Raw genomic sequence first — 24,620 nt, 5'->3', positions numbered from 1 at the left:
CGGCCCCCCCCCCCCCCCCGGGGTGGGGGCGCCGCCGTATGTGCCGTGCGCGACGCCTCAGTCCTTCTCCAGGCGGATCGACGCCTGGCCCTGCTTCACCGAGGCGGCCGAGGTCTTGGCCTCCACCAGATACGTTCCGGGGCTCACCCCGCCCGCGGGCGGCGTGGCGCACTGCGGTGCGCTCCGCCTGCGGTCCCACTCGATCGTGCGGGTGATCGTCCCGCCCGCCGGGACCTCGTAGAGCACCCCGCCGGTCTTCGGGCAGTCCTTGGACGACCAGACCTCCTCGTCGTCCGCGTTGGTGATCGTCAGCACCACGGCCTTCGGTCCGAAGTCGGCCTTGCAGGTGGTGTCCGAGGTGTTCGTGGCGATCAGCCGGAACGCGGGCTTCTCGCCCGGCGCGTAGGCGACCTTCGTCGTGGTGAGCCGCAGGGTGACCGCGCTCGGGGGGCAGTTGGGCAGTCCGGAGCCGGCCGGTACCTGCCGGCCGGAGGTGGTGCTTCCGCCGTCGCCGCCCGCCGTGCCGCCGCCACTCGCGCCGCCACTCGCGCCGCCGGTGTCCGCCGTGCCGTCCCCCGTACCGGCGGAACCGGCCCCGCCCGCGCCGCCGGTGTCACCGTTCTTGCCGCCGTCGTCGGCGCCGTCCGTACCGCCCTGGCCGCCGCCGGTCCCGTCGGTCGGGCCCGACTCGTCGCGTCCGCCCGGCTGTTCACTGATCGCCGGTCCGGAACCGGAGGGGCCCGGGGTGATGGACGTCGCGGGATTGGCGCCGTCCGACGTGTCGCCGCTGTTCTTGCCGTCACCCCCACGGGATGTGACGACCCATACGACGAGCAACGCGAGCAGCGCGATCAGCGTCGCCGCTACTGCCCTCCGTCGCCAGTAGATGGTGGAGGGAAGCGGCCCGACCGGATTGCGCAAAGATCCCACGGCGCAAACTGTACGAGAGATCGGGGCCAACTCCCGCCCCCCATGCCGCCGGTCTCGCAAGTTTTACGGATCATCATCCCGGCAAGGGCGTCGCTGACCGGCCCTTCTCCGCCGGGACTTCTCCTTTCGTCAGGGATGCACCCGGGCCGGCGCGCGAGGGGAACTCCCGATGATCTCTGTACGTTCATTCCATGAACAGCAGCGCAACGAGCGATCTCTATCGCGACATCACCGACTTCGCCCGTACGACCCCCTCCTGGTTCCAACACCTCGCAGAGCTATGGACCGAGGCCGGACTGCTGTTGTTCGGCGCGCTCTTCATAGCGGTCTGGTGGTACGCGCGGCCGGCCGGCCCGCGCGCGGTGGCCGTGGCGGTCCTCGCTCCGCTCGCGACCGCCGTCGCGTATGTGTGCAGTGAGCTGACCAAGTCGGCGCTGACCGAGGAGAGGCCGTGCCGGGCGGTCGCCGGGGCCGGGGCCTCACTCATCCCCTGCCCGCCGGTGGGCGACTGGTCCTTCCCCAGCAATCACGCCACGATCGCCGGCGCGGCAGCCATCGCGCTGGCCCTCGCCCGTCCCGTACTCGCTTGTCTCACCGTCCCGATGGCGCTGCTGATGGCGTTCTCCCGGGTCTTCGTCGGAGTCCACTATCCGCACGACGTGGCGGTGGGGCTGGTGTTCGGCGGCGTGGTGGCGACGCTTGTGGTCCTGGCGGCGGCCCGGCCCGTGGGCGCGCTGGTCATGACGATGCGGACGAGCGGGTCGGGGCCGGCCCGCCTGCTCGCAGGACCGGGGCGGGTGCGCGCGGCCGATCACACAGGCGATCACCCGGGCGTGACCGAGCGGGTGTGACAGTTCGGGTGTGACCGAGCGGGTGTGACCGAGCGGGTGTGGCAGTTCGGGTGTGGCAGTTCGGGCCCGAGGGACCCGGCGGGCGGGGGCGAACGTGGGGCGCGCGCGGGACCGGGCGCGTGACACCTCGGCCCCGCCCGCGCCTGCCGCACCCTCCACGGCCCGGGACATGCCAGGATCGGTGCTGTCATGACTGCTACCTCCGCGCACTCCGCGTCCTCTCCGACCGCCGTCGATCCGGCCGCCCTCCACACCCCCGTCATCGCGTGGTTCGACTCGAACGCGCGCGATCTGCCCTGGCGCCGCCCAGAAGCGGGCGCCTGGGGGGTGATGGTCAGCGAGTTCATGCTTCAGCAGACCCCGGTGAACCGGGTGCTCCCGGTGTACGAGCAGTGGCTCAGCCGCTGGCCGCGCCCCGCCGATCTGGCCGCCGAGGCCCCCGGCGAGGCTGTCCGCGCCTGGGGCAGGCTCGGCTATCCGCGCCGTGCGCTACGTCTGCACGGCGCCGCGCAGGCGATAACGGAGCGGCACGGAGGCGACGTACCGCGCGAGCACGCGCAGTTGCTCTCGCTGCCCGGGATCGGCGAGTACACGGCCGCGGCGGTGGCCTCGTTCGCGTACGGGCAGCGGCACGCGGTGCTCGACACCAATGTGCGCCGGGTCTTCGCGCGCGCCGTGGCCGGTGTGCAGTACCCGCCGAACGCGACCACCGCGGCCGAACGCAAGCTGGCCCGCGCGCTGCTGCCCGAGGACGCGCCGACCGCCGCGCGCTGGGCGGCGTCCTCCATGGAGCTCGGCGCGCTCATCTGCACGGCGAAGAACGAGGGTTGCGTACGCTGCCCGATCGCCGACCGGTGCGCCTGGCGGCTGGCCGGGAAGCCGCGGTACGAGGGCCCCGCGCGGCGCGGCCAGACGTACGCGGGCACGGACCGCCAGGTGCGCGGCAAGCTGCTCGCCGTACTGCGCGAGGCGGTCGCTCCGGTGCCGCAGGTGGTCCTGGACGCGGTCTGGGACGAGCCGGTGCAGCGGGCCAGGGCGCTGGACGGACTGGTCGCCGACGGGCTGGTCGAGCCGATGGAGAACGGGGTCTACCGGCTGCCGCAGAGCCGGGCGGAACACCGCTGACACCGCTGACCTCGCCACCTCGCCACCCCGCCGACCGCGCGACGCGCCACCGGAACCGGACCGGCGGCCGTCGCGCCGTCGGGGCGGCGCGCGGTCGGCCGTTACACAACCGATGGACAGCCGTGCGTCCGCCGACGGCCGGCCCGCACAGCCCCGTGACAACCGCTCCGTAATTTCGGTGCCGTAGACGAACGGTACGGATGATCACGGGGTCGGAGGCGGTCGGCATGGCGCAGGGCGAGGTGCTCGGATTCGAGGAATACGTACGTACGCGGCAGGAGGCCCTGCTGCGGAGCGCCCGGCGCCTCGTGCCCGATCCCGTCGACGCGCAGGACCTGCTCCAGACCGCGCTGGCGCGTACGTTCGGGCGCTGGGACGGCATCGCCGACAAGTCGCTCGCCGACGCCTATCTGCGCCGCGTCATGATCAACACCCGTACGGAGTGGTGGCGCGCCCGCAAGCTCGAAGAGGTCCCCACCGAGCAGCTGCCCGACGCGAGCATCGACGACGGCACCGAGCAGCGCGCCGACCGGGCGCTGCTGATGGACATCCTGGGGGTGCTCGCGCCCAAGCAGCGCAGCGTGGTGGTGCTGCGGCACTGGGAGCAGATGAGCACCGAGGAGACGGCTGCCGCGCTCGGCATGTCGGCGGGTACCGTAAAGAGCACACTGCACCGCGCGCTGGCCCGGCTCCGTCAGGAGCTGGAGAGCCGGGAACTGGCCGGCCAGGACCTGGTGGACCGGGACCTGGATGTCCACGCGCCGGAGCGGTCGGATGTCCGTCGTGGCAGGAGCGGCGGGAGCGACAGGGGTGACGGTCGGGGCGCTCGCGGCACACGCGGCGGCCTTGTCGGTCACGAGGAGCGGGGGCGGGAGAGGTGCGCGGCCTGAAAGACCCAGAGCGGCCGGGGGGCAGATCCTTCGCGGTGGGTGCGGTGCTGTCCGCGCTCGCCGCTGTCGGCCTGCTCATGTCCGGCTGTTCGACCGGCGGTACGGGGACCAGGGACGAGGGCGCGGCCGTGACCTCTCCCGTGGAGCGGGGCGCGCCGACGCCCAGGGTGAGCGCCGCGACCCCCGCCAAGACCGTCAACGCGGTGGCGCTGCTCCGGAAGGACCCCGTGGTCAGCACGCGGGTCAAGGCCGATCTCAAACCGTGCGGCGAGGACGCGTACCCGGTCGACACCTCGTACGGGAATCTGACCGGCGGTACCGCGCCCGATCTGGTGATCAACGTGATGACGTGCGGTGACTCGGTGGGCGTCGGGACGTATGTGTACCGCGAGCGGAACGAGGAGTACCAGAACGTCTTCGCGGCGGAGGAGCCCGCCGTCTACGCCACGATCGACCGAGGTGAACTGGTCGTCACCCAGCAGGTGTACGCGAACGGCGACCCGCTGTCCTTCCCGTCCGGGGAGGACGTCGTGACGTACAGCTGGTCCGACAGCAAGTTCAGCGAGCGCTACCGGGTGCGCAACGACTACAGCCGAGCGGTGGGCAACGGCGACGGAACCGTTCCCGCCCCCTCGATGACGAACCCGAACTGAGAGCCGAGATCCACGGGATGGCCGAGACCCATGTCCTGTTCGTCGAGGACGACGATGTCATTCGCGAAGCCACCCAGCTGGCGCTGGAGCGCAGTGGCTTCGTGGTCACCGCCAGGCCGGACGGACTCTCCGGCCTCGACGCGTTCCGCGCGGACCGTCCCGACATCGCCCTGCTCGATGTGATGGTGCCCGGTCTGGACGGGGTCAGCCTGTGCCGACGCATCCGTGACGAGTCGACCGTGCCCGTGATCATGCTGTCCGCGCGCGCCGACTCGATCGATGTGGTGCTCGGGCTGGAGGCCGGCGCCGACGACTATGTGACCAAGCCCTTCGACGGTGCGGTGCTGGTCGCCAGGATCCGCGCCGTACTGCGCCGTTTCGGGCACGCGGGCGGGCCCGCCGGCGAATCGGGCGGACCGGGCGAGCCCGATGAGCACGGGCTGCTGTCCTTCGGCGATCTGGTGATCGACACGGAGGGCATGGAGGTACGCAAGGGCGGCGCGCCGGTGGCGTTGACACCGACGGAGATGCGGCTGCTGCTGGAGTTCTCGGCCGCTCCCGGCACCGTGCTCTCCCGCGACAAACTGCTTGAGCGGGTCTGGGACTACGGCTGGGGCGGTGACACCCGGGTGGTGGACGTCCATGTCCAGCGGCTGCGCACCAAGATCGGTCAGGACCGGATCGACACGGTCCGCGGCTTCGGATACAAGCTCAAGGCATGAAGCGGCCCGCCCTGCGCACCGGAGTCCGGTGGAAGATCAGCATCGCGATCGCGGCGGTCGGCGCGCTCGTCGCGGTGGCGCTGAGTCTGGTGGTGCACAACTCGGCGCGGGTCTCGATGCTCGACAACTCGCGCGAGGTGCAGATGGAGCGACTGCTGTTCGCGCAGCGGATGTACGACTCCACGAAGGAGCCCAGGCTCGGCACGAAGCTCAATGACCCGGCGCTGCCGCGCGGCCTGCACGCGAAGATGAAGCAGGGCCGGCGCGCGACCTATGTGGAGGAGACCGAGAGCGGGGTGCCCGACGTCTGGGCCGCCGTCCCGCTGAGCAATGGCACGGTGCTCTCGCTGCACAGCAAGTTCGCCGACCGCTCCGCGACGATCATGAAGGATCTGGACCGGTCTCTGATCATCGGTTCGGTCTCGGTGGTCTTCGGGGGCTGCGCGCTGGGTGTGCTGATCGGCGGGCAGCTCTCGCGGCGGCTGCGCAAGGCCGCCGCGGCGGCGGGGCGGGTCGCGCAGGGCAATACGGACGTACGCGTCGGGGACGCCGTCGGCGGTGTCGTACGGGACGAGACGGATGAGCTGGCCCGCGCGGTGGACGCGCTGACCGACGCGCTGAACGAACGCATCGAGGCGGAGCGCCGGGTCACCGCGGACATCGCCCATGAGCTGCGTACGCCGGTGACCGGGCTGCTGACGGCCGCCGAGCTGCTGCCGCCCGGCCGCCCCACGGAGCTGGTACGGGACCGGGCCCAGGCCCTGCGGACGCTGGTCGAGGACGTCCTGGAGGTGGCGAGGCTCGACAGCGCCTCGGAGCGCGCCGAACTCCAGGAGATCGCTCTGGGCGAGTTCGTCGAGCGGCGGGTGGGCGTGCTGAACCCCGCGATCAAGATCAAGGTCGTGCACGAGTCCTGGGTCAGCACCGATCCGCGCAGGCTGGAGCGCATCCTGGGCAATCTGCTGGCCAACGCCGCCAAGCACGGTGGGACACCCGTCGAGGTGACCGTCGAGGGCCGGGTGGTGCGCGTACGTGACCACGGCCCCGGCTTCCCGGACGCCCTGCTGCGGGAGGGCCCGAGCCGCTTCCGTACGGGCGCGACGGACCGCGCGGGCCACGGCCATGGGCTGGGCCTGACCATCGCGGCCGGCCAGGCCCGGGTCCTCGGCGCGCGGCTGACCTTCCGGAACGCCACGCCCGAGGGCATCGAGGGTCTGAATGGCGCGGGCGGCGCCATCGCGGTCCTCTGGCTCCCGGAACACGCCCCGACGACCACAGGCAGCTTCCCGATACTGAAACTGCCGGGCTGAAGCCGACTGAACCGTCGAAGCCGCCGGGCCGAACCCGCCCGGCCCCCTCAGGCCCATTCCTTGTCGAGGTCGAGCTCTTCGCGCTGCTGTGTGAACGAGAACCAGTTGCCGGAGTCGTCCCGCAGGATCGCCTCCGTACCGTACGGACGCTCCTGCGGCGGCTGGATGAACTCCACCCCGCGCGCCTTGAGCTTCTCGTAGTCCCCGTGGATGTCGTCCGTGGCCAGCGCCCCCGCGCCCAGCACGCCCTTCGCGACGAGCGTTCTGACCGCCTCGGCCGACTCCTCGTCCATCGCCGGGGCGCCCGGCACCATGAGGGTCAGCACCACCTCGGGCTGGTCCTTCGCGCCGACCGTCACCCAGCGCATCCCTCCCTCGCCGAGCGTCATGTCCATGCGCAGCTCCAGGCCCAGCTTCTCGGTGTAGAACTCCTTCGCGCGGTCCTGGTCCAGGACCCAGACGGTGGAAATGGCAAGACCCTTGATCATGGGACGCTCCCTCGAAAGTGCGGGCTGCGGGTGTCGGCGGCGGGCGGCCCCTGCCTCGCCACGGCGGGCGACTGTCCGCACTTCGATGCTGACACGCACCACTGACAACGGCCCCTGGCGCCGATGCGCGCCAGGGGCCGTTGTCGAGTCGTGCGAGGTCGTGCGTGGTCGTGCGTGGTCGTGCGCCGGAGGTTCAGGCCGACTGCGTGACCTTCCCGTCCGCCGCCGGGGCCGGGGCCAGGTCGGCCGCGTCGGCCGGCTTCTGCTCCCCGCCCCGCAGCGGGACCTCCTTGACGAAGAACGCCGCGACGAAGCCGATCACCGCGACGGCCGCGCCCAGTGTGAACGCCGCGTTCGTACCGGTCGACACCGCGTGCTGGTACGCCTCGCGCACCATGTCCGGCAGCTTCGCCAGGCTCGCCGCGTCCAGCTGGGTCGTCTGCTCGGTGGCACCCGCCCCGCCCGCGCCGGCGCGGGAGGCCATCTCGTCCTGTACCCGGCTGGTGAACAGGGCGCCCATGATGGCGGCGCCGAAGGAGCCGCCGAGCGTACGGAAGAGGGTGGTGGTGGACGAGCCGACGCCCATGTCCTTCATCTCGACGCTGTTCTGCGCGACGAGCATGGTGATCTGCATCAGGAAGCCCATGCCCGCGCCGAGGACGGCCATGTAGAGGCCGGAGGTCAGCCGCGAGGTGCCGGTGTCCATCTGCGCCAGAAGGAACAGGCCGACGACCATCAGGCCGCCGCCCAGGATCGGGAAGATCTTGTACTTGCCGCTGCTGGTGGTGACCCGGCCCGCGATCAGCGAGACGAGCATCATCGACAGCAGCATCGGCAGCAGGAGCAGACCGGAGTTGGTGGCCGAGGCGCCCTGTACGGCCTGCTGGTAGAGCGGGAGGAAGAGCACCGCGCCGAACATCACGAAGCCGGTCAGGAACCCGATCACGGACATCAGCGAGAAGTTGCGGCTGCGGAAGATGTGCAGCGGCATGATCGGCTCGGGGACCCTGGTCTGCACGAAGACGAAGCCGATGAGGGAGGCGACGCCGATGGCGATCAGCTCCATGATCATCGCGGAGCTCCAGGCGTACTCCGTGCCGCCCCAGGTGGTGACCAGCACAATCGCCGTGATGCCGATGGTCAGCAGCGCGGCACCGAGATAGTCGACCTTGGCCTTCGTCCGGTCCTTGGCGGGCAGATGCAGGACGGCCGTGATCATCACGAGCGCCAGCGCGCCGAGCGGGAGGTTGATGTAGAAGCTCCAGCGCCAGCCGAGGTGGTCGGTGATGGTGCCGCCGACCAGCGGTCCGCCGATCATCGCGAGCGCCATGACGCCGGCCATCATGCCCTGGTACTTGCCCCGCTCCCGGGGCGGGATCAGGTCGCCGATGATCGCCATGACGCCGACCATCAGACCGCCGGCGCCCAGACCCTGGACGGCCCGGAAGCCGATGAGCTGGCCCATGTCCTGGGCCATTCCGCTCAGCGCGGAGCCGATCAGGAAGACCACGATCGAGGTGAGGAAGACGCCCTTGCGGCCGTATATGTCGCCGAGCTTGCCCCAGATCGGCGTGGAGGCGGCGGTCGCCAGGGTGTACGCGGTGACCACCCAGGACAGATGCGCGAGACCCCCCAGCTCACCGACTATGGTCGGCATCGCGGTACCGACGATCATGTTGTCCAGCATGGCCAGCAGCATCGCGATCATGAGCGCGAGCAGCACCACGCGCACACTGCGCGGCTGCCGCCCTGGTTTCTCCGCCGGCTCCGCCATCTCCGGCTGCTCGGTCTGCTTCCCGGTCGGACTCATCGTCCCCACTCCCCTGCACTCCCCTGACACTTACTTGCCGCCCGGCAAGCTGACTACACTGGGGTAAGGTAGACCCCAACTTGCCGGGCGTCAAGTAAGTTATTTCTCGGGAGAGCACCCATGGGCAGCACACAGCACCCTCGGCGGGGAAACACCCGCCAGCGCATCCAGGACGTCGCGCTGGAGCTCTTCGGGGAGCAGGGATACGAGAAGACGTCGCTACGGGAGATCGCCGAGCGGCTGGATGTCACGAAGGCGGCGCTGTACTACCACTTCAAGACCAAGGAAGACATCCTGATCAGCCTCTTCGAGGATCTGTCGCGCCCGCTGGACGATCTGATCACCTGGGGCCGTACACAGCCGCACACCCTGGAGACCAAGGAGGAGATCCTGCGGCGCTACAGCAGGGCACTGGAGAACGCGGCCCCGCTCTTCCGCTTCATGCAGGAGAACCAGGCGACCGTCCGCGAGCTGAGCATCGGCCATACGTTCAAGGAACGGATGATCGACATGCTCGATCTGCTCCAGGACCCGGACGCGTCCCTGAAGAACCGGGTCCGCTGCGTCAGCGCGCTCTTCACGATGCACGCGAGCACCTTCGCCCTCAAGGACGTCGAAGGAGACCCCGAGGAGAAGCGCGAAGCCATCCTTGAGGTCTCCATCGAGCTGATGAGCCAGGCTCATCGGGTCACGCCCTGACGGGTCACACCTTGACGCCCACCGAGCGCAGGAACGGGACCGGGTTGACGGCCGAGCCGTAGTTCGGGGTCGTACGGATCTCGAAGTGCAGGTGCGGACCGCTGGAGTTACCGGTGTTGCCGGAGAGCCCTATCAGCTTGTCGGTCTTGACGTGCTCACCCACATACACCTTGATCTGGGACAGGTGCGCGTACTGCGAGTACGTGCCGTCCTTGTGCTTGATCACGATGGCGTTGCCGTACGCGGGGCCGTCACCGGCGCCGTTCGGGCCGGCCTTGACGACGGTGCCGGTGTGGACGGCGTGGACGGGCGTGCCGACCGGCACCGCGAAGTCCTGGCCGGAGTGCTTGTGCGCCCACCTGCTGCCGCCGAGACCGAAGCCGGCGCTGAGCTGGTAGCGCTTGACCGGGTCGGTCCAGGACGGGGCCTTCTTGGCGTCGGCCTTCGCCTTCGCGGCCTTGGCCTTGACGTCGTCGGCCTTGGAGGCGGCGGCGTGCTGCTTGACGGCCGAAGCGGCCGAGACGGTCGAGGTGGTGGCCGGGGCGGCGGTGGCCGCGCCACCGCCGGTCGCGGCGAACGCGGCCCCGGTTCCGGCCGCCAACGACACTCCGAGTCCGGCAGCCAGAACGCCGGCACGGGTACGAAGGACGGACGGTCGGGTCAGACGGGACAGCTTGCGCTGCGACATACGGGTAAACCTCCGGGCATCAAGGGACCCGGCACACGAGAGCCGGGCTGGCCACACCTTGGTAACCCGGCCCCCACCTCATCCCAAAACACCCCATCTACGGCATCACGTCGTAGCGATCCCCACGGCAATGCGCCTCTTGACCGCCAGGATCGGCACGCCACGATCGTGCGGTATTAGATGATTTAAACCTGTTTAAGCGCACGTGAAACGCCGAGGAATCCGCATCCGGCCCCGGCGCCCGGCCCGGCCGTCACCCTCCCGCCGAACGACCCGCCCCCGGCAGGGCCGAACGTCCCGGCGGAAGCCCGGCGCCGCGACTATCGGGGCTAGTAGGGCCAAAAACGCCTGTGCTGCTTGTCACGGCCACCGGGTAGAAATGCCTTCCGATTCAGGACCAAAGTCCCGGTTGCTCCGAGACGAGCCGGGACCTGTCGCGAGCCGTTGCGCGCCGCACGAAAGCGCTTCGATGTGGTCGCGGTTCACGACGGGCCGAAGCCGATTCCCGGCGGGGGGGGAGTACAGGCGGGAGGCACTGGCCCGCATGCCCTTCACGGACACGACGCTCACCATGACCGATGCCGATCAATTGCGGCATCTTCGTGAACTGCCCGCCTTTCATTCGCTCTTGTTCCTCGGCAGTTGCAACGGAGCACAACTGGGCTCATTTCTTGCGGGTTTTGGCTTCGGGGGGCTGCTCATACTCTCCAGCAAAACGCTGGACGAGCTGTCGTTCCTCCGTGAGCCGCCGCGGCTGAACAGGCCGACTTTATCCGGCTGTTCATCGGAAAAGGGGCTGCCCCGGACCGTGAAAAACACGGTCCGGGGCAGCCCCTTCAGTCACTCACCCCAAGGGCGTGAGCCTCACACGTCCTTCGTCAGGTTCGGGCCGCCGCCGGCCGCCTGCTCGATCGGAGGGACGTCCGGCAGAGGCGACTTCTCCTCGCCGCGGAAGGTGAACTTCTTCGCCTCACCCTCGCCCTCGGTGTCCACGACCACGATGTGACCGGGGCGCAGCTCACCGAAGAGGATCTTCTCGGAGAGGACGTCCTCGATCTCGCGCTGAATCGTCCGGCGCAGCGGCCGGGCGCCCAAAACGGGGTCGTAACCCTTCTTGGCCAGCAGCGACTTGGCGTTCGCGCTCAGCTCAAGGCCCATGTCCCGGTCCTTCAGCCGCTCGTCCACCTTGTCCACCATGAGGTCGACGATCTGGATGATGTCTTCCTCGGTGAGCTGGTGGAAGACCACCGTGTCGTCGACGCGGTTGAGGAACTCCGGCCGGAAGTGCTGCTTCAGCTCTTCGTTGACCTTGTTCTTCATCCGCTCGTAGTTGGTCTTGGTGTCGCCCTGGGCGGCGAAGCCCAGGTTGAACCCCTTGGAGATGTCCCGGGTCCCGAGGTTGGTCGTCATGATGATGACCGTGTTCTTGAAGTCCACGACCCGGCCCTGGGAGTCGGTCAGCCGACCGTCCTCCAGGATCTGGAGCAGGGAGTTGAAGATATCGGGGTGGGCCTTCTCGACCTCGTCGAAGAGGACGACGGAGAACGGCTTCCTGCGCACCTTCTCGGTGAGCTGGCCGCCCTCCTCGTACCCCACGTATCCGGGGGGAGAGCCGAAGAGACGCGAGACGGTGTGCTTCTCGCTGAACTCCGACATGTCGAGAGCGATCAGCGCGTCCTCGTCGCCGAACAGGAACTCGGCGAGCGTCTTGGACAGCTCCGTCTTACCGACACCGGACGGGCCGGCGAAGATGAACGAGCCACCGGGGCGCTTGGGGTCCTTCAGACCCGCTCGCGTACGGCGGATCGCCTGCGAGAGCGCCTTGATGGCGTCCTTCTGGCCGATGACGCGCTTGTGGAGCTCGTCCTCCATGCGCAGCAGCCGCGAGGACTCCTCCTCGGTGAGCTTGAAGACCGGGATGCCCGTGGCCGTCGCCAGCACCTCGGCGATCAGCTCCTCGTCCACCTCGGCGACGACGTCCATGTCGCCGGCCTTCCACTCCTTCTCCCGCTTGGTCTTCGCGGCCAGCAGCTGCTTCTCCTTGTCACGGAGAGACGCCGCCTTCTCGAAGTCCTGGGAGTCGATGGCCGACTCCTTGTCACGGCGGACGCCCGCGATCTTCTCGTCGAACTCGCGGAGGTCCGGCGGAGCGGTCATCCGGCGGATACGCATCCGGGAGCCGGCCTCGTCGATCAGGTCGATCGCCTTGTCCGGCAGGAAGCGGTCCGAGATGTAGCGGTCGGCGAGCGTCGCGGCGGCGACCAGGGCGGAGTCCGTGATGGACACGCGGTGGTGCGCCTCGTAGCGGTCGCGCAGGCCCTTGAGGATCTCGATCGTGTGCGGCAGCGACGGCTCCGCGACCTGGATGGGCTGGAAGCGGCGCTCCAGGGCCGCGTCCTTCTCCAGGTGCTTGCGGTACTCGTCGAGCGTCGTCGCACCGATGGTCTGCAGCTCGCCGCGGGCCAGCATCGGCTTGAGGATGCTCGCCGCGTCGATCGCGCCCTCGGCGGCGCCCGCACCCACCAGGGTGTGGAGCTCGTCGATGAACAGGATGATGTCCCCGCGGGTGCGGATCTCCTTCAGGACCTTCTTCAGGCGCTCCTCGAAGTCACCGCGGTAACGCGAACCGGCGACGAGCGCGCCGAGGTCGAGGGTGTAGAGGTGCTTGTCCTTGAGGGTCTCGGGCACCTCGCCCTTGACGATGGCCTGGGCCAGCCCCTCGACGACCGCCGTCTTGCCGACGCCGGGCTCGCCGATGAGCACGGGGTTGTTCTTCGTACGGCGGGACAGCACCTGCATGACCCGCTCGATCTCCTTCTCGCGCCCGATGACCGGGTCGAGCTTGGATTCACGGGCGGCCTGGGTGAGATTCCGGCCGAACTGGTCGAGGACCAGGGACGTGGAGGGCGTGCCCTCGGCAGGACCGCCCGCGGTGGCGGCCTCCTTGCCCTGGTATCCGGAGAGCAGCTGGATGACCTGCTGCCGCACCCGGTTGAGATCGGCGCCCAGCTTCACGAGGACCTGGGCGGCGACGCCCTCGCCCTCGCGGATCAGGCCGAGCAGGATGTGCTCGGTGCCGATGTAGTTGTGGCCCAGCTGAAGAGCCTCGCGGAGCGACAGCTCCAGGACCTTCTTGGCACGGGGCGTGAAGGGGATGTGGCCGGACGGGGCCTGCTGGCCCTGGCCGATGATCTCCTCCACCTGCTGGCGGACCGCCTCGAGCGAAATCCCGAGGCTCTCCAGGGCCTTAGCGGCGACACCCTCACCCTCATGGATAAGGCCCAGGAGGATGTGCTCGGTGCCGATGTAGTTGTGGTTGAGCATCCGGGCTTCTTCCTGAGCCAGGACGACAACCCGCCGCGCGCGGTCGGTGAACCTCTCGAACATCGTTAATCGCTCCTCAGAGCGGTCAGGCAGTAAAGGGGTCGGTCCCCTCCCTGTCCTTCCGCAGCTTAGTCCCGCAAGCGGGGACCGCTCATTCCAACTGCCGACTACCTGTCCCAGGCTCCCAGCCCCGAACGCCGGACAACAGCTCCAACCCGATGGTGCGAGACGATGTTCCCGCAGGCCAGGCATATACCCCCACCATCAGTACGCCGATGGCGAACGTGAGACGCCCGGTAACCGCGTGTCGCCCCTTCCCACTAGGAATGTCTTACCCGCAAGCAGTGACACTCCATGCGGCGCACCCCGGTTCCCTCCGCTACGGGCGAACACCCTTGCACTCCCGAACGCGCCCGCACGCCCCCGAGTTGACCACTCTCCGCAATCGAATACGAACCCAGCGTAACTCCGGGCGGGGTTGGGGAGTTGCCCCGGGTATGTCCTTCACCGTCCCGCTCCCCCGCACCCCGCTCGAAGGGGAGCGCGCGCAGTGGCACGACCACACGCACGACCGCTGGTCGGTCGCGCGGTGGTACGAGAAAGGGCTGGGCTGGGCGACCGTCGCGGGGCCGCCGGTCCAGCTGCTCACCGGGCTCCGCTTCGACGTGCTGGAACTGCCCGCGGACGCGGGGGACGCCGTGCTGCGGCTGACCGGCGCGACGGGGCCGGTGGCGCTGCACGGGGAACGGATGGCGTTTCTGGTGGCCGCCGGGAGCGCCGATGAGGTGCCGGGGCTGCTCGACTGGCTGGAGTGGGGCGGGATCGCCCTGGGCCTGACCGCGCTCGGCGCGGACGGACGGATGCCGGCCCCCGCACCGCCCCGGTGGCCTTCCGCCACGGCTGACGCCGCGCAGGGGACCGCTGTCTGGCTGCGGCCCCCCGAGCCCGGACGGGAGGTGGAGCCGGCACTGCCGGCGCTCGCACCGTTCGGGTACGGCGGCGGTGACGGGGGCAGCGGTGGGGGTGCCCCCGATCTCGTACGACTCGTGGACGCGGCGGCGACTGAGTGCCACCGGGCCCGCTTGATGCGCGGAAATACTCTTCGTACGAGAACTCAGCCGTTGGCCTTCTCGTAGGCTTCACGGATCTCGGCGGGAACACGGCCGCGGTCGTTGACGCTGTAGCCGTTCTCCTTCGCCCACTTGCGGATTTCCGCGGTGTCCTTGTTACCGCCCGCGGCGACACGGCCCTTGCCACGGCTGCCCGCGGCGCGACCGCCGGTACGCCGGCCACCCTTGGTGTACGGATCGAGGAGACCCCGCAGCTTGTCCGCATTGGCGGTCGTGAGGTCAATCTCGTAGGTCTTGCCGTCCAGAGCGAACGTCACCGTCTCGTCCGCCTCGCCGCCGTCGAGGTCATCGACAAGAAGGACCTGAACCTTCTGTGCCACCGGATTCCCTTTCATCGAAAATGCAGTACGCGGAAAGGAAACCGCTTTTCTCAGGAAAACACAAACCCCCGGCAGAGGTTCAGTCCAGCGAGAACACGGGAAACGTGCGCGATTCGGACATAGGGTCTGGTGTCTTCCCGGCGATCACAGGTGCAGAAGCATCCGGCTGTTGCCCAAGGTGTTCGGCTTCACCCGTTCGAGACCGAGGAACTCCGCAACACCCTCGTCATAGGAACGCAGCAGCTCTCTGTACACATCTCCGTCGACCGGCGTCTCGCCGATCTCCACGAAGCCGCGCTTCGCGAAGAACTCGACTTCGAAGGTGAGACAGAATACGCGCCGCACTCCGAGCCAGCGGGCGGTCTCCAGCAGCTTGTCCAGTAGTTGATGCCCGGCGCCGGTGCCCCTGGCCGCGCGATCCACCGCGAGTGTGCGCACTTCGGCGAGGTCTTCCCACATCACATGCAAGGCGCCACAGCCGATGACAGTCGCGTCCTCGTCGCGTTCCGCGACCCAGAACTCCTGGATGTCCTCGTAAAGCGTCACCGGTGCTTTGTCGAGCAGGATGCCTTCGCTCACGTAAGGGTCCACGAGACGGCGGACCGCCGGTACATCCCTGGTCCTGGCGCGTCTGACGGTGAGGGCATTTGCTTCGGCATTGGGAAGCGGAACGGCTGACGGCATGGCTGGACGCTATCGCCCCGACTCGCGCCCGGTGTCGGCGCCCTCGTCCGGCTCTTCGGACGCGTCGGGCTGTTGCGACTCTTCGGCTTCTTCCCGGTCTTGTACACCGGCGCCTTCGTTACTGACCGTTTCCGTTTCCGTACTGATCGCTTCCGTATCGGCTTCTTCGGAAGTGTCCCGCCGTACCAGGGCGACCGCGTCCTCCAGTGACCGGCGCTGCTCGGACGACATCATGCCGAAGAAGGCGACAAGAGCGGCGGCGGGGTTGTCACTCTTCGACCATGCTTCGTTCATCAGGGCCGCCGCGTAGGCGGCGCGGGTGGAGACCGCCGTATATCGATAGGCGCGGCCGTCGACTTCCCTGCGCACCCAGCCCTTCTGATGGAGATTGTCCATTACGGTCATGACGGTGGTGTAGGCGATGGACCGCTCCTGCTGAAGGTCTTCGAGGACTTCCCGGACGGTGACCGGACGGTTCCATTGCCAGACGCGTGTCATGACGGCGTCTTCCAGGTCTCCCAATTGTCGGGGCACAGCGCCACCATAGTGCGAGATGTCCGAATGGCCGGTTATTGACGTAACAAAAAGGACGTACGACTGGAATCAGTCGTACGTCCTGGTCATATGTTGAGCGCGTATGCCTCAGGCGCCGCGCGGATCCGGGGTACGGCCCTGCTCCTGGGCGGCCTCCGCGCGAGCGATCGCCGCGTCGACGGCGGCGTCCTCCTTGGACTTGTTGGGACCGCCCTGACTCTTGACGATCGTCACGACCAGGCCGATGAAGAAGGCGGCCATCACCACGGGAGGCAGGAGCGCGGATACGTAGTCCATGCCGTCCAGAGTAGCTATCCGGCGGCGCGCTCCTCCGGCGGGGGCGCGGGTCGGCGGCGGGGCGGGAAGACCTCGGACGGCTTGGGCATCGGCCGGTCCTTCTCCGGGTGCTCGGGGCGCTCGGGCCGGCGGGGCTCGCGGGGCTTGTCGGGCTTGTGGGGTTCGCGGGGCTCCTGGGCCGGTTCGTCGGCGGCTCGTCCACCGGGGAGCGCGAGGAGGCGGGTGCGGGGAGCGGGGGCCGTGGCGGCGCGGGCGCCGGCCAGATGGGCGACCACCGAGCGGTCCGTGAGCCGCCGGCAGCGGTCGAGCAGGGCCGCCGCGACCGGGTTGGCGCGCAGGGCGCGCAGCGCCGCGAGGTCGTCGGGCCGGGGGTGGTAACCGGCCGCCAGTGCGTCCTGGAGCAGCTCCAGATAGCCCGTGAGGGACCCGGGAAGCGCTTGCCGGTACCTCGCGAGGTCGGCCTGGAGAAAGGCCCGCAGACGCCCGGCCTCGCGCATCGCCTCGTCCACGGACTCGGCGAGGGCCAGGCAGGCCCGGACGTCCTCGTTCGGGAGCGGGGCGGGGTGAAGGGCAACGGCGAGGGCACGTCGGAGCACACTCAGCTCGTCCGCACCGAAGGCCATGCCGCCGCGTGATCCGTATGGCGTGGGCATGCGGCGACACTACGCGCCAAAGGGACAAAATCGGCTTAACGCCCCTCTTCTGGCGCGGCCCGACCGCCGAACGAGGGACGGACGAACGAGGGACGGACGGACTGAGGAGGGACCCCGCTCTTTGGCCCCGGCCACGGGGCAGGGCCGCGCCCCCCGCCCGCTCACATACGCGAGACGTTGCGCTCGTACACCAGGCGCAGGCCGATCAGGGTGAGCCAGGGCTCGTGCTCGTCGATCACGGACGCCTCGCCCAGCACCATCGGTGCCAGGCCGCCGGTCGCGATCACCGTGACCTCCTCGGGATCCTCGGCCAGCTCGCGGGCCATCCGCGCCACCACCCCGTCGACCTGGCCGGCGAAGCCGTACAGGATGCCCGCCTGCATCGCCTCCACGGTGTTCTTGCCGATCACGCTGCGCGGCCTGGCCAGCTCGATCTTGCGGAGCTGGGCGCCCTTGACGCCGAGCGCCTCGACCGAGATCTCGATGCCGGGGGCGATCACACCGCCCGCGTACTCACCGCGCGCGCTGACCGCGTCGAAGGTCGTCGCCGTACCGAAGTCGACGACGATCGCCGGGCCCCCGTACAGCTCGACCGCCGCGACCGCGTTGATGATGCGGTCGGCGCCGACCTCCTTGGGGTTGTCCATCAGGATCGGCACGCCCGTCTTGATGCCGGGTTCCACGAGGACGGCGGGGACATCCCCGTAGTAGCGGCGGGTCACCTCGCGCAGTTCGTGCAGGACGGAGGGGACCGTCGAGCAGATCGCGATCCCCTCGATGCCGTCGCCCAGTTCGTCGCCGAGCAGCGGGTGCGTCCCCATCAGTCCCTGGAGGAGCACGGCGAGTTCGTCGGCGGTGCGGCGCGCGTCGGTGGAGATGCGCCAGTGCTCGACGATCTCCTCGCCGTCGAACAGGCCGAGGACGGTATGGGTGTTGCCGACGTCGATCGTGAGCAGCATCAGGCGCCGGCCTCTCGCAGGTCGAGGCCGATGTCGAGGATCGGGGAGGAGTGGGTGAGCGCCCCGACCGCGAGGAAGTCGACGCCCGTCTCCGCGTAGGCGCGCGCGTTGCCGAGGACGAGCCGGCCCGAGGACTCCAGGACCGCGCGGCCCGCGACGATGGCCACGGCCTCCGCGGTCTCGGCCGGGGTGAAGTTGTCCAGCAGGATCAGATCGGCGCCCGCGTCCAGGACTTCGCGGACCTGGTGGAGGGTGTCGACCTCGACCTCGATCGGTACGTCGGGGAACTGGTCCCGTACGGCCTTGAACGCCTCGGCGACCCCGCCCGCCGCGACGACGTGGTTGTCCTTCACCAGGGCCGCGTCGGAGAGCGACATCCGGTGGTTGACCCCGCCGCCGCAGCGCACCGCGTACTTCTCCAGGGCGCGCAGCCCGGGAGTGGTCTTGCGGGTGTCGCGGACCTTGGCGCCGGTGCCTTCGAGCACATCGGCCCAGGCGCGCGTGGCGGTCGCGATACCGGAGAGCCGGCACAGCAGATTGAGCGCGCTGCGCTCGGCGGTGAGCAGATCACGGGTGCGGGTGGTGACGCTGAGCAGCTTCTGGCCGGCCTCGACACGGTCGCCGTCGGCGGCGTGGCGCTCCACGGCGAACTCCTCCGTGCAGACGAGGGAGAGCACGGCCTCGGCGATGTGCAGGCCCGCGACCGTACCGCCCTCGCGCGCGGTGAAGTCGCCGGTGGCGACGGCGTCCTCGGGGACGGTGGCGACGGTCGTCACGTCCACGCCGTGGTCGAGGTCCTCCGCGACGGCGACATGCGCGACGTCCTCGACCTGGACGGGGTCCAGGCCCGCGTCGGCGAGCAGTTGGGCGAGGGCGGGGTCGAGGCCGCACTCCAGGTCGTCGGGTCCGTAGCCGTCCTCGCCCGCGGAGCAGCCGCAGCCGTCGCCGCAGCCGCCCGGCGGGGCCGGCGCCGCGGCCGGGGCGCCGATCTGGATGAGCGGTACGTCCACGGGCTCGGGGCGCGGACTGTCTTCGGGCGTGCTCACGGTTACGGCTCCCTGGGGGCGTCGGCGGGGGGTGAAGTTGCGGAGCTGGGTGCGGCGATGGCCACAGGACCGGGGTCCACGGGCGGGAACGCGGCGGTCGCGGTACGGCGCAGTACCGGCCGGCGGTCGGGCGTCAGGGTGATGACGAGATGGCGGGCCCAGTCGGCGTCGTCGCGCTCCGGACGGTCCTCGCGCCAGTGGCAGCCGCGGGTCTCCTCGCGCTCCAGGGCCGCGGCGACCAGGACCCGGGCCACACAGAGCAGATTCGACGTCTCCCAGGACTCGACGCCGGGGACGGCCGCCTTTCCGGGGCCGTCGTGGTCCTGAGCCTGCTCGTACACGGCCTCCAGGGCCGCGGCGGCGGTGCCCAGGCTGCCGGCTGATCTGAGCACGCCCGCGCCCTCGGACATGATCCGCTGGATTCCGGCGCGGGCCTCGGGGGCGATCAGCGGCAGCAGGACGGTGGTGGCCGACGGTTCGACGGGGGGCGGGGCGGGATCGGCCGTGCCGTCGGCGGTGCTGTCCGCCGTACCGCCCGCCGCTATGTCCGCCGCTATGTCCGCCGCTATCCGCTCCGCGAAGACCAGCCCCTCCAGGAGGGAGTTGGAGGCCAGCCGGTTCGCGCCGTGGACGCCCGTACAGGCGACCTCGCCGCACGCGTACAGCCCCGGTACGGTCGTCCGCCCGCGCAGATCCGTGCGGACTCCGCCCGACGCGTAGTGGGCGGCGGGCGCCACCGGGACGGGCTCCGTGACCGGGTCGATGCCGTGCGCCCGGCAGGCCGCCAGGATGGTGGGGAAGCGGGTCTCCCACATCGCGGCGCCGAAGTGCCTGGCGTCCAGATACATGTGCTCGGCGCCCTGCTCCCGCATCCGGCGCGTGATCGCCTTGGCGACGATGTCGCGGGGGGCCAGCTCCGCCAGTTCGTGCTGTCCGAGCATGAAACGGACGCCGTCTGCGTCGACGAGATGGGCTCCCTCGCCCCGTACCGCCTCCGAGACCAGCGGCTGCTGGCCCTCCGCGCCCGTGCCGAGGAAGAGCACCGTCGGGTGGAACTGGACGAACTCCAGGTCGGAGACCTCCGCGCCCGCACGCAGCGCCAGCGCCACGCCGTCGCCGGTGGAGACCGGGGGGTTGGTCGTCGCTGAGAAGACCTGGCCCATGCCGCCGGTGGCCAGGATCACCGCGGGGGCGCGCACCGCGCCGACGCCGTCGTGCTGGCCCTCGCCCATCACATGGAGGGTGACGCCCGACGTACGGCCGCGCTCGTCCGTCAGCAGGTCGAGGACCAGCGCGTTCTCGACCGTACGGAGCGCGGCGTCGCGTACCGCTTCCACCAGGGCGCGGGAGATCTCCGCGCCGGTCGCGTCGCCGCCCGCGTGGGCGATACGGCGGCGGTGGTGGCCGCCCTCGCGGGTGAGCTGGAGCTCGCCGGTGGCGGAGGTGTCGAAGTGCGCGCCCGTGCCGATCAGCCGCCGTACGGCCGCCGGACCTTCGGTGACGAGGGTGCGGACCGCCTCCTCGTCGCACAGGCCCGCGCCCGCGACGAGGGTGTCCGCCAGATGCTGTTCGGGGGTGTCGCCCTCGCCGAGCGCCGCGGCGATGCCGCCCTGCGCCCAGCGCGTGGAGCCGTCGTCGAGCCGGGCCTTGGTGACGACGACCGTACGGAGCCCGGCGGCGGTGCAGCGCAGGGCGGCGGTGAGACCGGCGACGCCGGAGCCGACCACGACGACATCGGCGTCGATGGCCCAGCCGGGCGCGGGGGCGGTCAGCCGTATACCGGTTCCGGTCACTGGGAGGCTCCGAAGGTCAGCGGGATGTTGTCGATCAGCCGCGTGGCACCGACGCGCGCGGCGACGGCGAGGACCGCCTCGCCGGTGTGGTCGTCGGGGACCTCGGTGAAGTCGGCGGGGTCGACAAGGGCGAGATAGTCGAGGGCCAGCGGCGGTACGCTCCTGGCCGCCTCGTCGAGGACGGCGCGGGCCGCGGCCCGTACGCCGTCCGCCCCGTTCCAGTCCTCACCGGCGCTGCCGGCGGCGGCCACCGCGTGGGCGTCGGCCGCGAGCCTGGCCTCACCCAGCTTGGAGAGCGCGGCGGCCCGCGCGCCGGGCGTGGGCGCGTACTCGGCGCGGGCGCGCAGGGCCTGCTGGGCGGCGAGCCGGTCGCGGGCGGCGAACAGGGCCCGGGAGAGCGCGAGGGCGGTACGGCGCTCGGGGACCGACAGATAGCGGTTGCGGCTGGAGAGCGCGAGACCGTCATCGGCACGGACCGTCGGTACGCCGACGATCTCGGCCGGGAAGTTCAGATCGCGGGCCATCCGGCGGACCAGGGCGAGCTGCTGGGCGTCCTTCTGGCCGAAGAACGCGGTGTCCGCCCGGGTGAGGTGGAGCAGTTTGGCGACGACGGTCAGCATGCCGTCGAAGTGTCCCGGGCGCGAGGTGCCTTCCAGCCGCGCGCCCATGGCGCCCGCGGTGATCGTGACCTGGGGGGCGCCGCCCGGGTAGACCTCGTCGGCGGACGGTGCGAAGACGGCGTCGGCGCCCGCCTCCGCCGCGGTCTTCAGATCGGCTTCGAGCGTGCGGGGGTAGCGCTCAAGATCCTCGCCCGCGCCGAACTGGAGCGGGTTGACGAAGACGGTGACCACCACGAACCCGTCGGCACCGGCATGGGCGCGGGCGGCCCGTACGAGGCTCGCGTGCCCGTCGTGGAGCGCCCCCATGGTCATCACCACCGCGATACGGCCGGGGGCCGCGCGCCTCTCCAGGAGGCGGTCGAGGTCCGCGCGCGTGGGGGCGAGTTCGAGGCTCATCGGATGGTCTCCACGTCTCCAGGATGCGCGTGCGCGGCGCTCTTCGCGGTGCCCTTGGCGGTCCTCTTCGCCGTGCCCTTGGCGGTCCTCTTCAGATGCGCGTCAGGACGCGCGTCAAGAAGCGTGCGTGTGGTCATCGGGAGTCCCCGGCACCGTCGCCGCGGGCGTCCCCGAGGGCGTCGCCGCCGGCAAGGACGTCGAGAAGGTCCTCCGCCAGCTCGGGCTTGAGCAGACCGTGTGCCAGCGCCCGGTCCGCGGTCGTACGGGCCATCGCGAGATACCCCGCCACGGCGCCCGGCGCGTGTGTGCGCAACTCCGCGACATGCGCGGCGACCGTACCCGCGTCCCCGCGCGCTACAGGCCCGGTGAGCGCGGCGTCCCCGGAACGCAGCGCGTTGTCCAGCGCGGCGCCGAGCAGCGGGCCGAGCATCCTGTCGGGCGCTTCGACCCCGGCGGTGCGCAGCAGCTCCATCGACTGGGCGACCAGCGTGACCAGGTGGTTCGCGCCCAGGGCGAGGGCCGCGTGGTAGAGCGGACGCGACTCCTCCGCGATCCACTCGGGCTCGCCGCCCATCTCGATGACCAGCGCCTCGGCCGCCAGCCGCAGCTCCTCGGGGGCGGTGACGCCGAAGGAGCAGCCGGCCAGCCGCTGGACGTCCACGGACGTGCCGGTGAAGGTCATCGCGGGGTGGAGGGCAAGCGGCAGGGCGCCCACGCGCAGGGCCGGGTCGAGCACCTTGGCGCCGTACCGCCCCGAGGTGTGCACGAGGAGCTGTCCCGGCCGTACGGCACCGGTCTCCGCGAGCCCGTCGACCAGTCCTGGCAGGGCGTCGTCGGGAACGGTCAGCAGCACCAGATCGGCGCGGGCGAGGACTTCGGCGGGGGTGACGATCGGGATGTCGGGCAGCAGCGCGGCGGCCCTCCGCACAGAGGCGTCCGATACGCCCGAGACGGCGACCGGACGGTGTCCGGCGAGCCGGAGCGACGCGGCCAGGGCCGGGCCGACGCGGCCCGCTCCGACGACACCGACCGTGAGCCGCGCGGGGCGGTCCCGGGGATCGAGGGGTTCCTGTGCTGTTGGGTTCACGCGGTGGGGCCTTCCGTTCCAGTCCGCGGTGGGTACCGGACGATTTCTCGCCATGCTACGCCAGCCTCGCGGCCCGCCACTTGGCTGTCCACAGGCTGTGGGCAGGGGGCCGCGCGTGGGCGATGATCGGTCCATGGGAAAGACAAGTGAGCAGGCCGGTGGCGGCGATCGGGCGGACCGGGCGGACCGGGCCGACCTGTTCGATCAGGCCGACCGGGCAGACCGGGCTGACCGGGCGGACCGGGCTGACGGGGCTGACCGCGCCGATCGGATCCAAGAGGCCGGGTGGCCCGACAGCGAGAAGACCGCGCAGGAAGCGCGGCGACGCAGACTGGCCGCGTGGCGGGCCTCGGAGCGGCTGATGCTCCGGGCGCCGATGGACCTGCCGATGGGCGAACGGCTGACCGCTCTGGCCGCGGACGCGGGGTCCGTGTACGACATGGACGAGCATCCGGACCTGTACGGCGACGGGATCGTCGCGGAGCTGGAGCGACGGGTGGCCGCGCTGCTCGGATTCCCGGCCGCGGCCTTCTTCCCGACGGGCACGATGGCGCAGCAGGCGGCGCTGCGCAGCTGGGCGGGGCGTACGGGCAACAGCACGGTGGCGCTGCATCCGCTCGCCCACCCCGAGGTGCACGAGGCCGGTGCGCTGTCGGTGGTCAGCGGGGTGCGTACGGTCCATCCGACCAAGGAACCGCGGTTGCCGACCGCCGAGGAGATCCACGACCTGGCCGAGCCCTTCGGCACGCTGATGCTGGAACTGCCGCTGCGTGACGCGGGGTTCGTCCTGCCGTCCTGGGACGAGCTGGTGGCGACCGTGGCCGCGGCGCGGGAGCGGGACGCGGTGGTGCATGTCGACGGCGCGCGGCTGTGGGAGTGCGCCTCGCACTTCGGGCGTCCGCTCGACGAGATCGCGGGGCTCGCGGACAGCGTGTACGTGTCCTTCTACAAGTCGCTCGGCGGGCTGTCGGGCGCGGTGCTCGCCGGTCCCCGGGAGCTGGTGGAGGAGGCGCGGGTCTGGCGGCACCGCTATGGGGGCCAGGTCTTCGAGCAGTACCCGGCGGCGCTGACGGCCCTCCTGGGCCTGGAGCGCGAACTGCCGAAGCTGCCCTCGTACGTGGCGCACGCGCGCGTGGTGGCCGCGGCGCTGGCGGAGGGCCTGGCGGCGTCCGCCGTCCCGTGGTTCCGCGTACACCCGGAGCCGCCGCACACCCATCAGTTCCAGGTGTGGCTGCCGTACACCCCGGATGTGCTGAACGAGGCGGCGGTGCGGCAGGCGGAGGAGACGAAGACGGCGCTGTTCCGGGTCTGGTCGCCGCCGCCCGCCGCCCTTCGCGGTCTTGCCTTCACGGAGGTCACGGTGGGGGAGCCGGGGCTGGAGTGGACGGCGGAGGAGGTACGGGCGGCGGTCGAGGAGTTCGTGACCCGGGTGCTGGAGGCGCGGTCCTGAGGGGCTGAACGGTCCTGAGGGGCTGAACGGTCCTGAGGGGCTGAACCGGTCCTCAGGGGCTGAACGGTCCTGAAGGCGGGTGCGGAGGGCAGGTCCGGAGGGGTGCCCTCCGGGCCCGCCCCATCGCGTCCGCGTCCGCCCCGCTTGACGCGGGCCGTCAA

At 70.6% G+C, this 24,620-nt stretch carries 25 protein-coding genes; 9 read left to right on the top strand and 16 right to left on the bottom strand.

From position 1 onward, the window contains the following. Positions 1–57: 57 nt before the first annotated feature. Positions 58–930: a hypothetical protein gene (locus M1203_RS29760; RefSeq protein WP_249952906.1), complete on the bottom strand. Its 873-nt coding sequence runs from the start codon at positions 928–930 to the stop codon at positions 58–60. Positions 931–1,121: 191 nt separating this feature from the next. Here M1203_RS29760 and M1203_RS29755 point away from each other — a divergent pair, with 191 nt between their 5' ends. From M1203_RS29755 to cseC, 6 genes are all read left to right on the top strand, one after another. Beyond that, on the top strand, positions 1,122–1,781 hold the full coding sequence (locus M1203_RS29755; protein ID WP_249952905.1) for a phosphatase PAP2 family protein: 660 nt from the start codon (positions 1,122–1,124) through the stop codon (positions 1,779–1,781). Positions 1,782–1,970: 189 nt separating this feature from the next. Continuing rightward, the gene (locus M1203_RS29750; RefSeq protein WP_249952904.1) at positions 1,971–2,906 is read left to right on the top strand and encodes an A/G-specific adenine glycosylase; all 936 of its coding nucleotides are present in this window, start codon (positions 1,971–1,973) and stop codon (positions 2,904–2,906) included. A gap of 227 nt (positions 2,907–3,133) precedes the next feature. Next, the gene (locus tag M1203_RS29745; RefSeq protein WP_249952936.1) at positions 3,134–3,796 is read left to right on the top strand and encodes a SigE family RNA polymerase sigma factor; all 663 of its coding nucleotides are present in this window, start codon (positions 3,134–3,136) and stop codon (positions 3,794–3,796) included. Then, on the top strand, positions 3,784–4,449 hold the full coding sequence (locus tag M1203_RS29740; protein WP_249952903.1) for a hypothetical protein: 666 nt from the start codon (positions 3,784–3,786) through the stop codon (positions 4,447–4,449). The genes M1203_RS29745 and M1203_RS29740 overlap by 13 nt, the downstream gene beginning before the upstream one ends. 17 nt (positions 4,450–4,466) lie before the next feature. Continuing rightward, positions 4,467–5,171 carry a two-component system response regulator CseB gene (gene cseB, locus M1203_RS29735; RefSeq protein WP_249952902.1) on the top strand — a complete coding sequence of 235 codons (705 nt, stop codon included), beginning with the start codon at positions 4,467–4,469 and terminating at the stop codon, positions 5,169–5,171. After that, positions 5,168–6,481: a two-component system sensor histidine kinase CseC gene (gene cseC / locus M1203_RS29730; RefSeq protein ID WP_249952901.1), complete on the top strand. Its 1,314-nt coding sequence runs from the start codon at positions 5,168–5,170 to the stop codon at positions 6,479–6,481. The genes cseB and cseC overlap by 4 nt, the downstream gene beginning before the upstream one ends. A gap of 47 nt (positions 6,482–6,528) precedes the next feature. Here cseC and M1203_RS29725 read toward each other — a convergent pair whose 3' ends face one another. Then, positions 6,529–6,969: a VOC family protein gene (locus tag M1203_RS29725; RefSeq protein ID WP_249952900.1), complete on the bottom strand. Its 441-nt coding sequence runs from the start codon at positions 6,967–6,969 to the stop codon at positions 6,529–6,531. A gap of 193 nt (positions 6,970–7,162) precedes the next feature. Further along, positions 7,163–8,743 carry an MDR family MFS transporter gene (locus M1203_RS29720; RefSeq protein ID WP_249952935.1) on the bottom strand — a complete coding sequence of 527 codons (1,581 nt, stop codon included), beginning with the start codon at positions 8,741–8,743 and terminating at the stop codon, positions 7,163–7,165. A gap of 156 nt (positions 8,744–8,899) precedes the next feature. Here M1203_RS29720 and M1203_RS29715 point away from each other — a divergent pair, with 156 nt between their 5' ends. After that, entirely contained in the window at positions 8,900–9,478 is a 579-nt protein-coding gene (locus tag M1203_RS29715) for a TetR/AcrR family transcriptional regulator (RefSeq protein ID WP_249952899.1), read from the top strand. Positions 9,479–9,482: 4 nt separating this feature from the next. Here M1203_RS29715 and M1203_RS29710 read toward each other — a convergent pair whose 3' ends face one another. Together M1203_RS29710 and M1203_RS29705 are read right to left on the bottom strand one after the other, a co-directional pair. Continuing rightward, the gene (locus M1203_RS29710) at positions 9,483–10,166 is read right to left on the bottom strand and encodes a M23 family metallopeptidase (RefSeq protein ID WP_249952898.1); all 684 of its coding nucleotides are present in this window, start codon (positions 10,164–10,166) and stop codon (positions 9,483–9,485) included. Positions 10,167–11,030: 864 nt separating this feature from the next. Then, the gene (locus tag M1203_RS29705) at positions 11,031–13,553 is read right to left on the bottom strand and encodes an ATP-dependent Clp protease ATP-binding subunit (RefSeq protein WP_249952897.1); all 2,523 of its coding nucleotides are present in this window, start codon (positions 13,551–13,553) and stop codon (positions 11,031–11,033) included. A 434-nt stretch (positions 13,554–13,987) separates the two neighbouring features. Between M1203_RS29705 and M1203_RS29700 the strand changes: the two genes are divergently transcribed. Continuing rightward, entirely contained in the window at positions 13,988–14,626 is a 639-nt protein-coding gene (locus tag M1203_RS29700) for an SCO3374 family protein (RefSeq protein ID WP_249952896.1), read from the top strand. Here the strand turns inward: M1203_RS29700 and M1203_RS29695 are convergent. From M1203_RS29695 to M1203_RS29645, 11 genes are all read right to left on the bottom strand, one after another. Beyond that, positions 14,605–14,940, bottom strand: a complete 336-nt coding sequence (locus M1203_RS29695) for an Lsr2 family protein (protein WP_030354444.1) — start codon at positions 14,938–14,940, stop codon at positions 14,605–14,607. The genes M1203_RS29700 and M1203_RS29695 overlap by 22 nt on opposite strands. A 144-nt stretch (positions 14,941–15,084) precedes the next feature. After that, positions 15,085–15,624, bottom strand: coding sequence for an amino-acid N-acetyltransferase (locus M1203_RS29690; protein ID WP_249952895.1), 540 nt, complete (start codon positions 15,622–15,624; stop codon positions 15,085–15,087). A gap of 9 nt (positions 15,625–15,633) precedes the next feature. After that, a complete protein-coding gene (locus tag M1203_RS29685) occupies positions 15,634–16,146 on the bottom strand; it encodes a BlaI/MecI/CopY family transcriptional regulator (protein WP_283959186.1) in 513 nt (170 codons plus the stop codon). Positions 16,147–16,266: 120 nt separating this feature from the next. Continuing rightward, the gene (locus M1203_RS29680; protein WP_249952893.1) at positions 16,267–16,455 is read right to left on the bottom strand and encodes a hypothetical protein; all 189 of its coding nucleotides are present in this window, start codon (positions 16,453–16,455) and stop codon (positions 16,267–16,269) included. A gap of 14 nt (positions 16,456–16,469) precedes the next feature. Then, a complete protein-coding gene (locus M1203_RS29675) occupies positions 16,470–17,078 on the bottom strand; it encodes a hypothetical protein (RefSeq protein ID WP_249952934.1) in 609 nt (202 codons plus the stop codon). Between the two features lie 191 nt (positions 17,079–17,269). Beyond that, positions 17,270–18,067 carry a type III pantothenate kinase gene (locus M1203_RS29670; protein ID WP_249952892.1) on the bottom strand — a complete coding sequence of 266 codons (798 nt, stop codon included), beginning with the start codon at positions 18,065–18,067 and terminating at the stop codon, positions 17,270–17,272. Next, positions 18,067–19,113, bottom strand: coding sequence for a carboxylating nicotinate-nucleotide diphosphorylase (nadC, locus tag M1203_RS29665; RefSeq protein ID WP_249952891.1), 1,047 nt, complete (start codon positions 19,111–19,113; stop codon positions 18,067–18,069). The genes M1203_RS29670 and nadC overlap by 1 nt, the downstream gene beginning before the upstream one ends. Positions 19,114–19,115: 2 nt before the next feature. After that, a complete protein-coding gene (locus tag M1203_RS29660) occupies positions 19,116–20,906 on the bottom strand; it encodes an L-aspartate oxidase (protein ID WP_249952890.1) in 1,791 nt (596 codons plus the stop codon). Next, the gene (gene panC / locus M1203_RS29655) at positions 20,903–21,922 is read right to left on the bottom strand and encodes a pantoate--beta-alanine ligase (RefSeq protein WP_249952889.1); all 1,020 of its coding nucleotides are present in this window, start codon (positions 21,920–21,922) and stop codon (positions 20,903–20,905) included. Before panC ends, M1203_RS29660 begins: the two co-directional genes overlap by 4 nt. Beyond that, positions 21,919–22,059 carry a hypothetical protein gene (locus tag M1203_RS29650; RefSeq protein ID WP_249952888.1) on the bottom strand — a complete coding sequence of 47 codons (141 nt, stop codon included), beginning with the start codon at positions 22,057–22,059 and terminating at the stop codon, positions 21,919–21,921. Before M1203_RS29650 ends, panC begins: the two co-directional genes overlap by 4 nt. After that, the gene (locus tag M1203_RS29645) at positions 22,056–23,009 is read right to left on the bottom strand and encodes a Rossmann-like and DUF2520 domain-containing protein (protein ID WP_249952887.1); all 954 of its coding nucleotides are present in this window, start codon (positions 23,007–23,009) and stop codon (positions 22,056–22,058) included. Before M1203_RS29645 ends, M1203_RS29650 begins: the two co-directional genes overlap by 4 nt. A gap of 133 nt (positions 23,010–23,142) precedes the next feature. Between M1203_RS29645 and M1203_RS29640 the strand changes: the two genes are divergently transcribed. Further along, the gene (locus M1203_RS29640) at positions 23,143–24,459 is read left to right on the top strand and encodes a low specificity L-threonine aldolase (RefSeq protein ID WP_249952886.1); all 1,317 of its coding nucleotides are present in this window, start codon (positions 23,143–23,145) and stop codon (positions 24,457–24,459) included. Positions 24,460–24,620 lie beyond the last annotated feature (161 nt).

The sequence above is a fragment of the Streptomyces sp. 35G-GA-8 genome, assembly GCF_023534745.1.
Lineage (GTDB): Bacteria > Actinomycetota > Actinomycetes > Streptomycetales > Streptomycetaceae > Streptomyces.
Note: the sequence above shows the minus strand (reverse complement) of the source record. Positions and strands in the feature narration are given on the sequence as shown.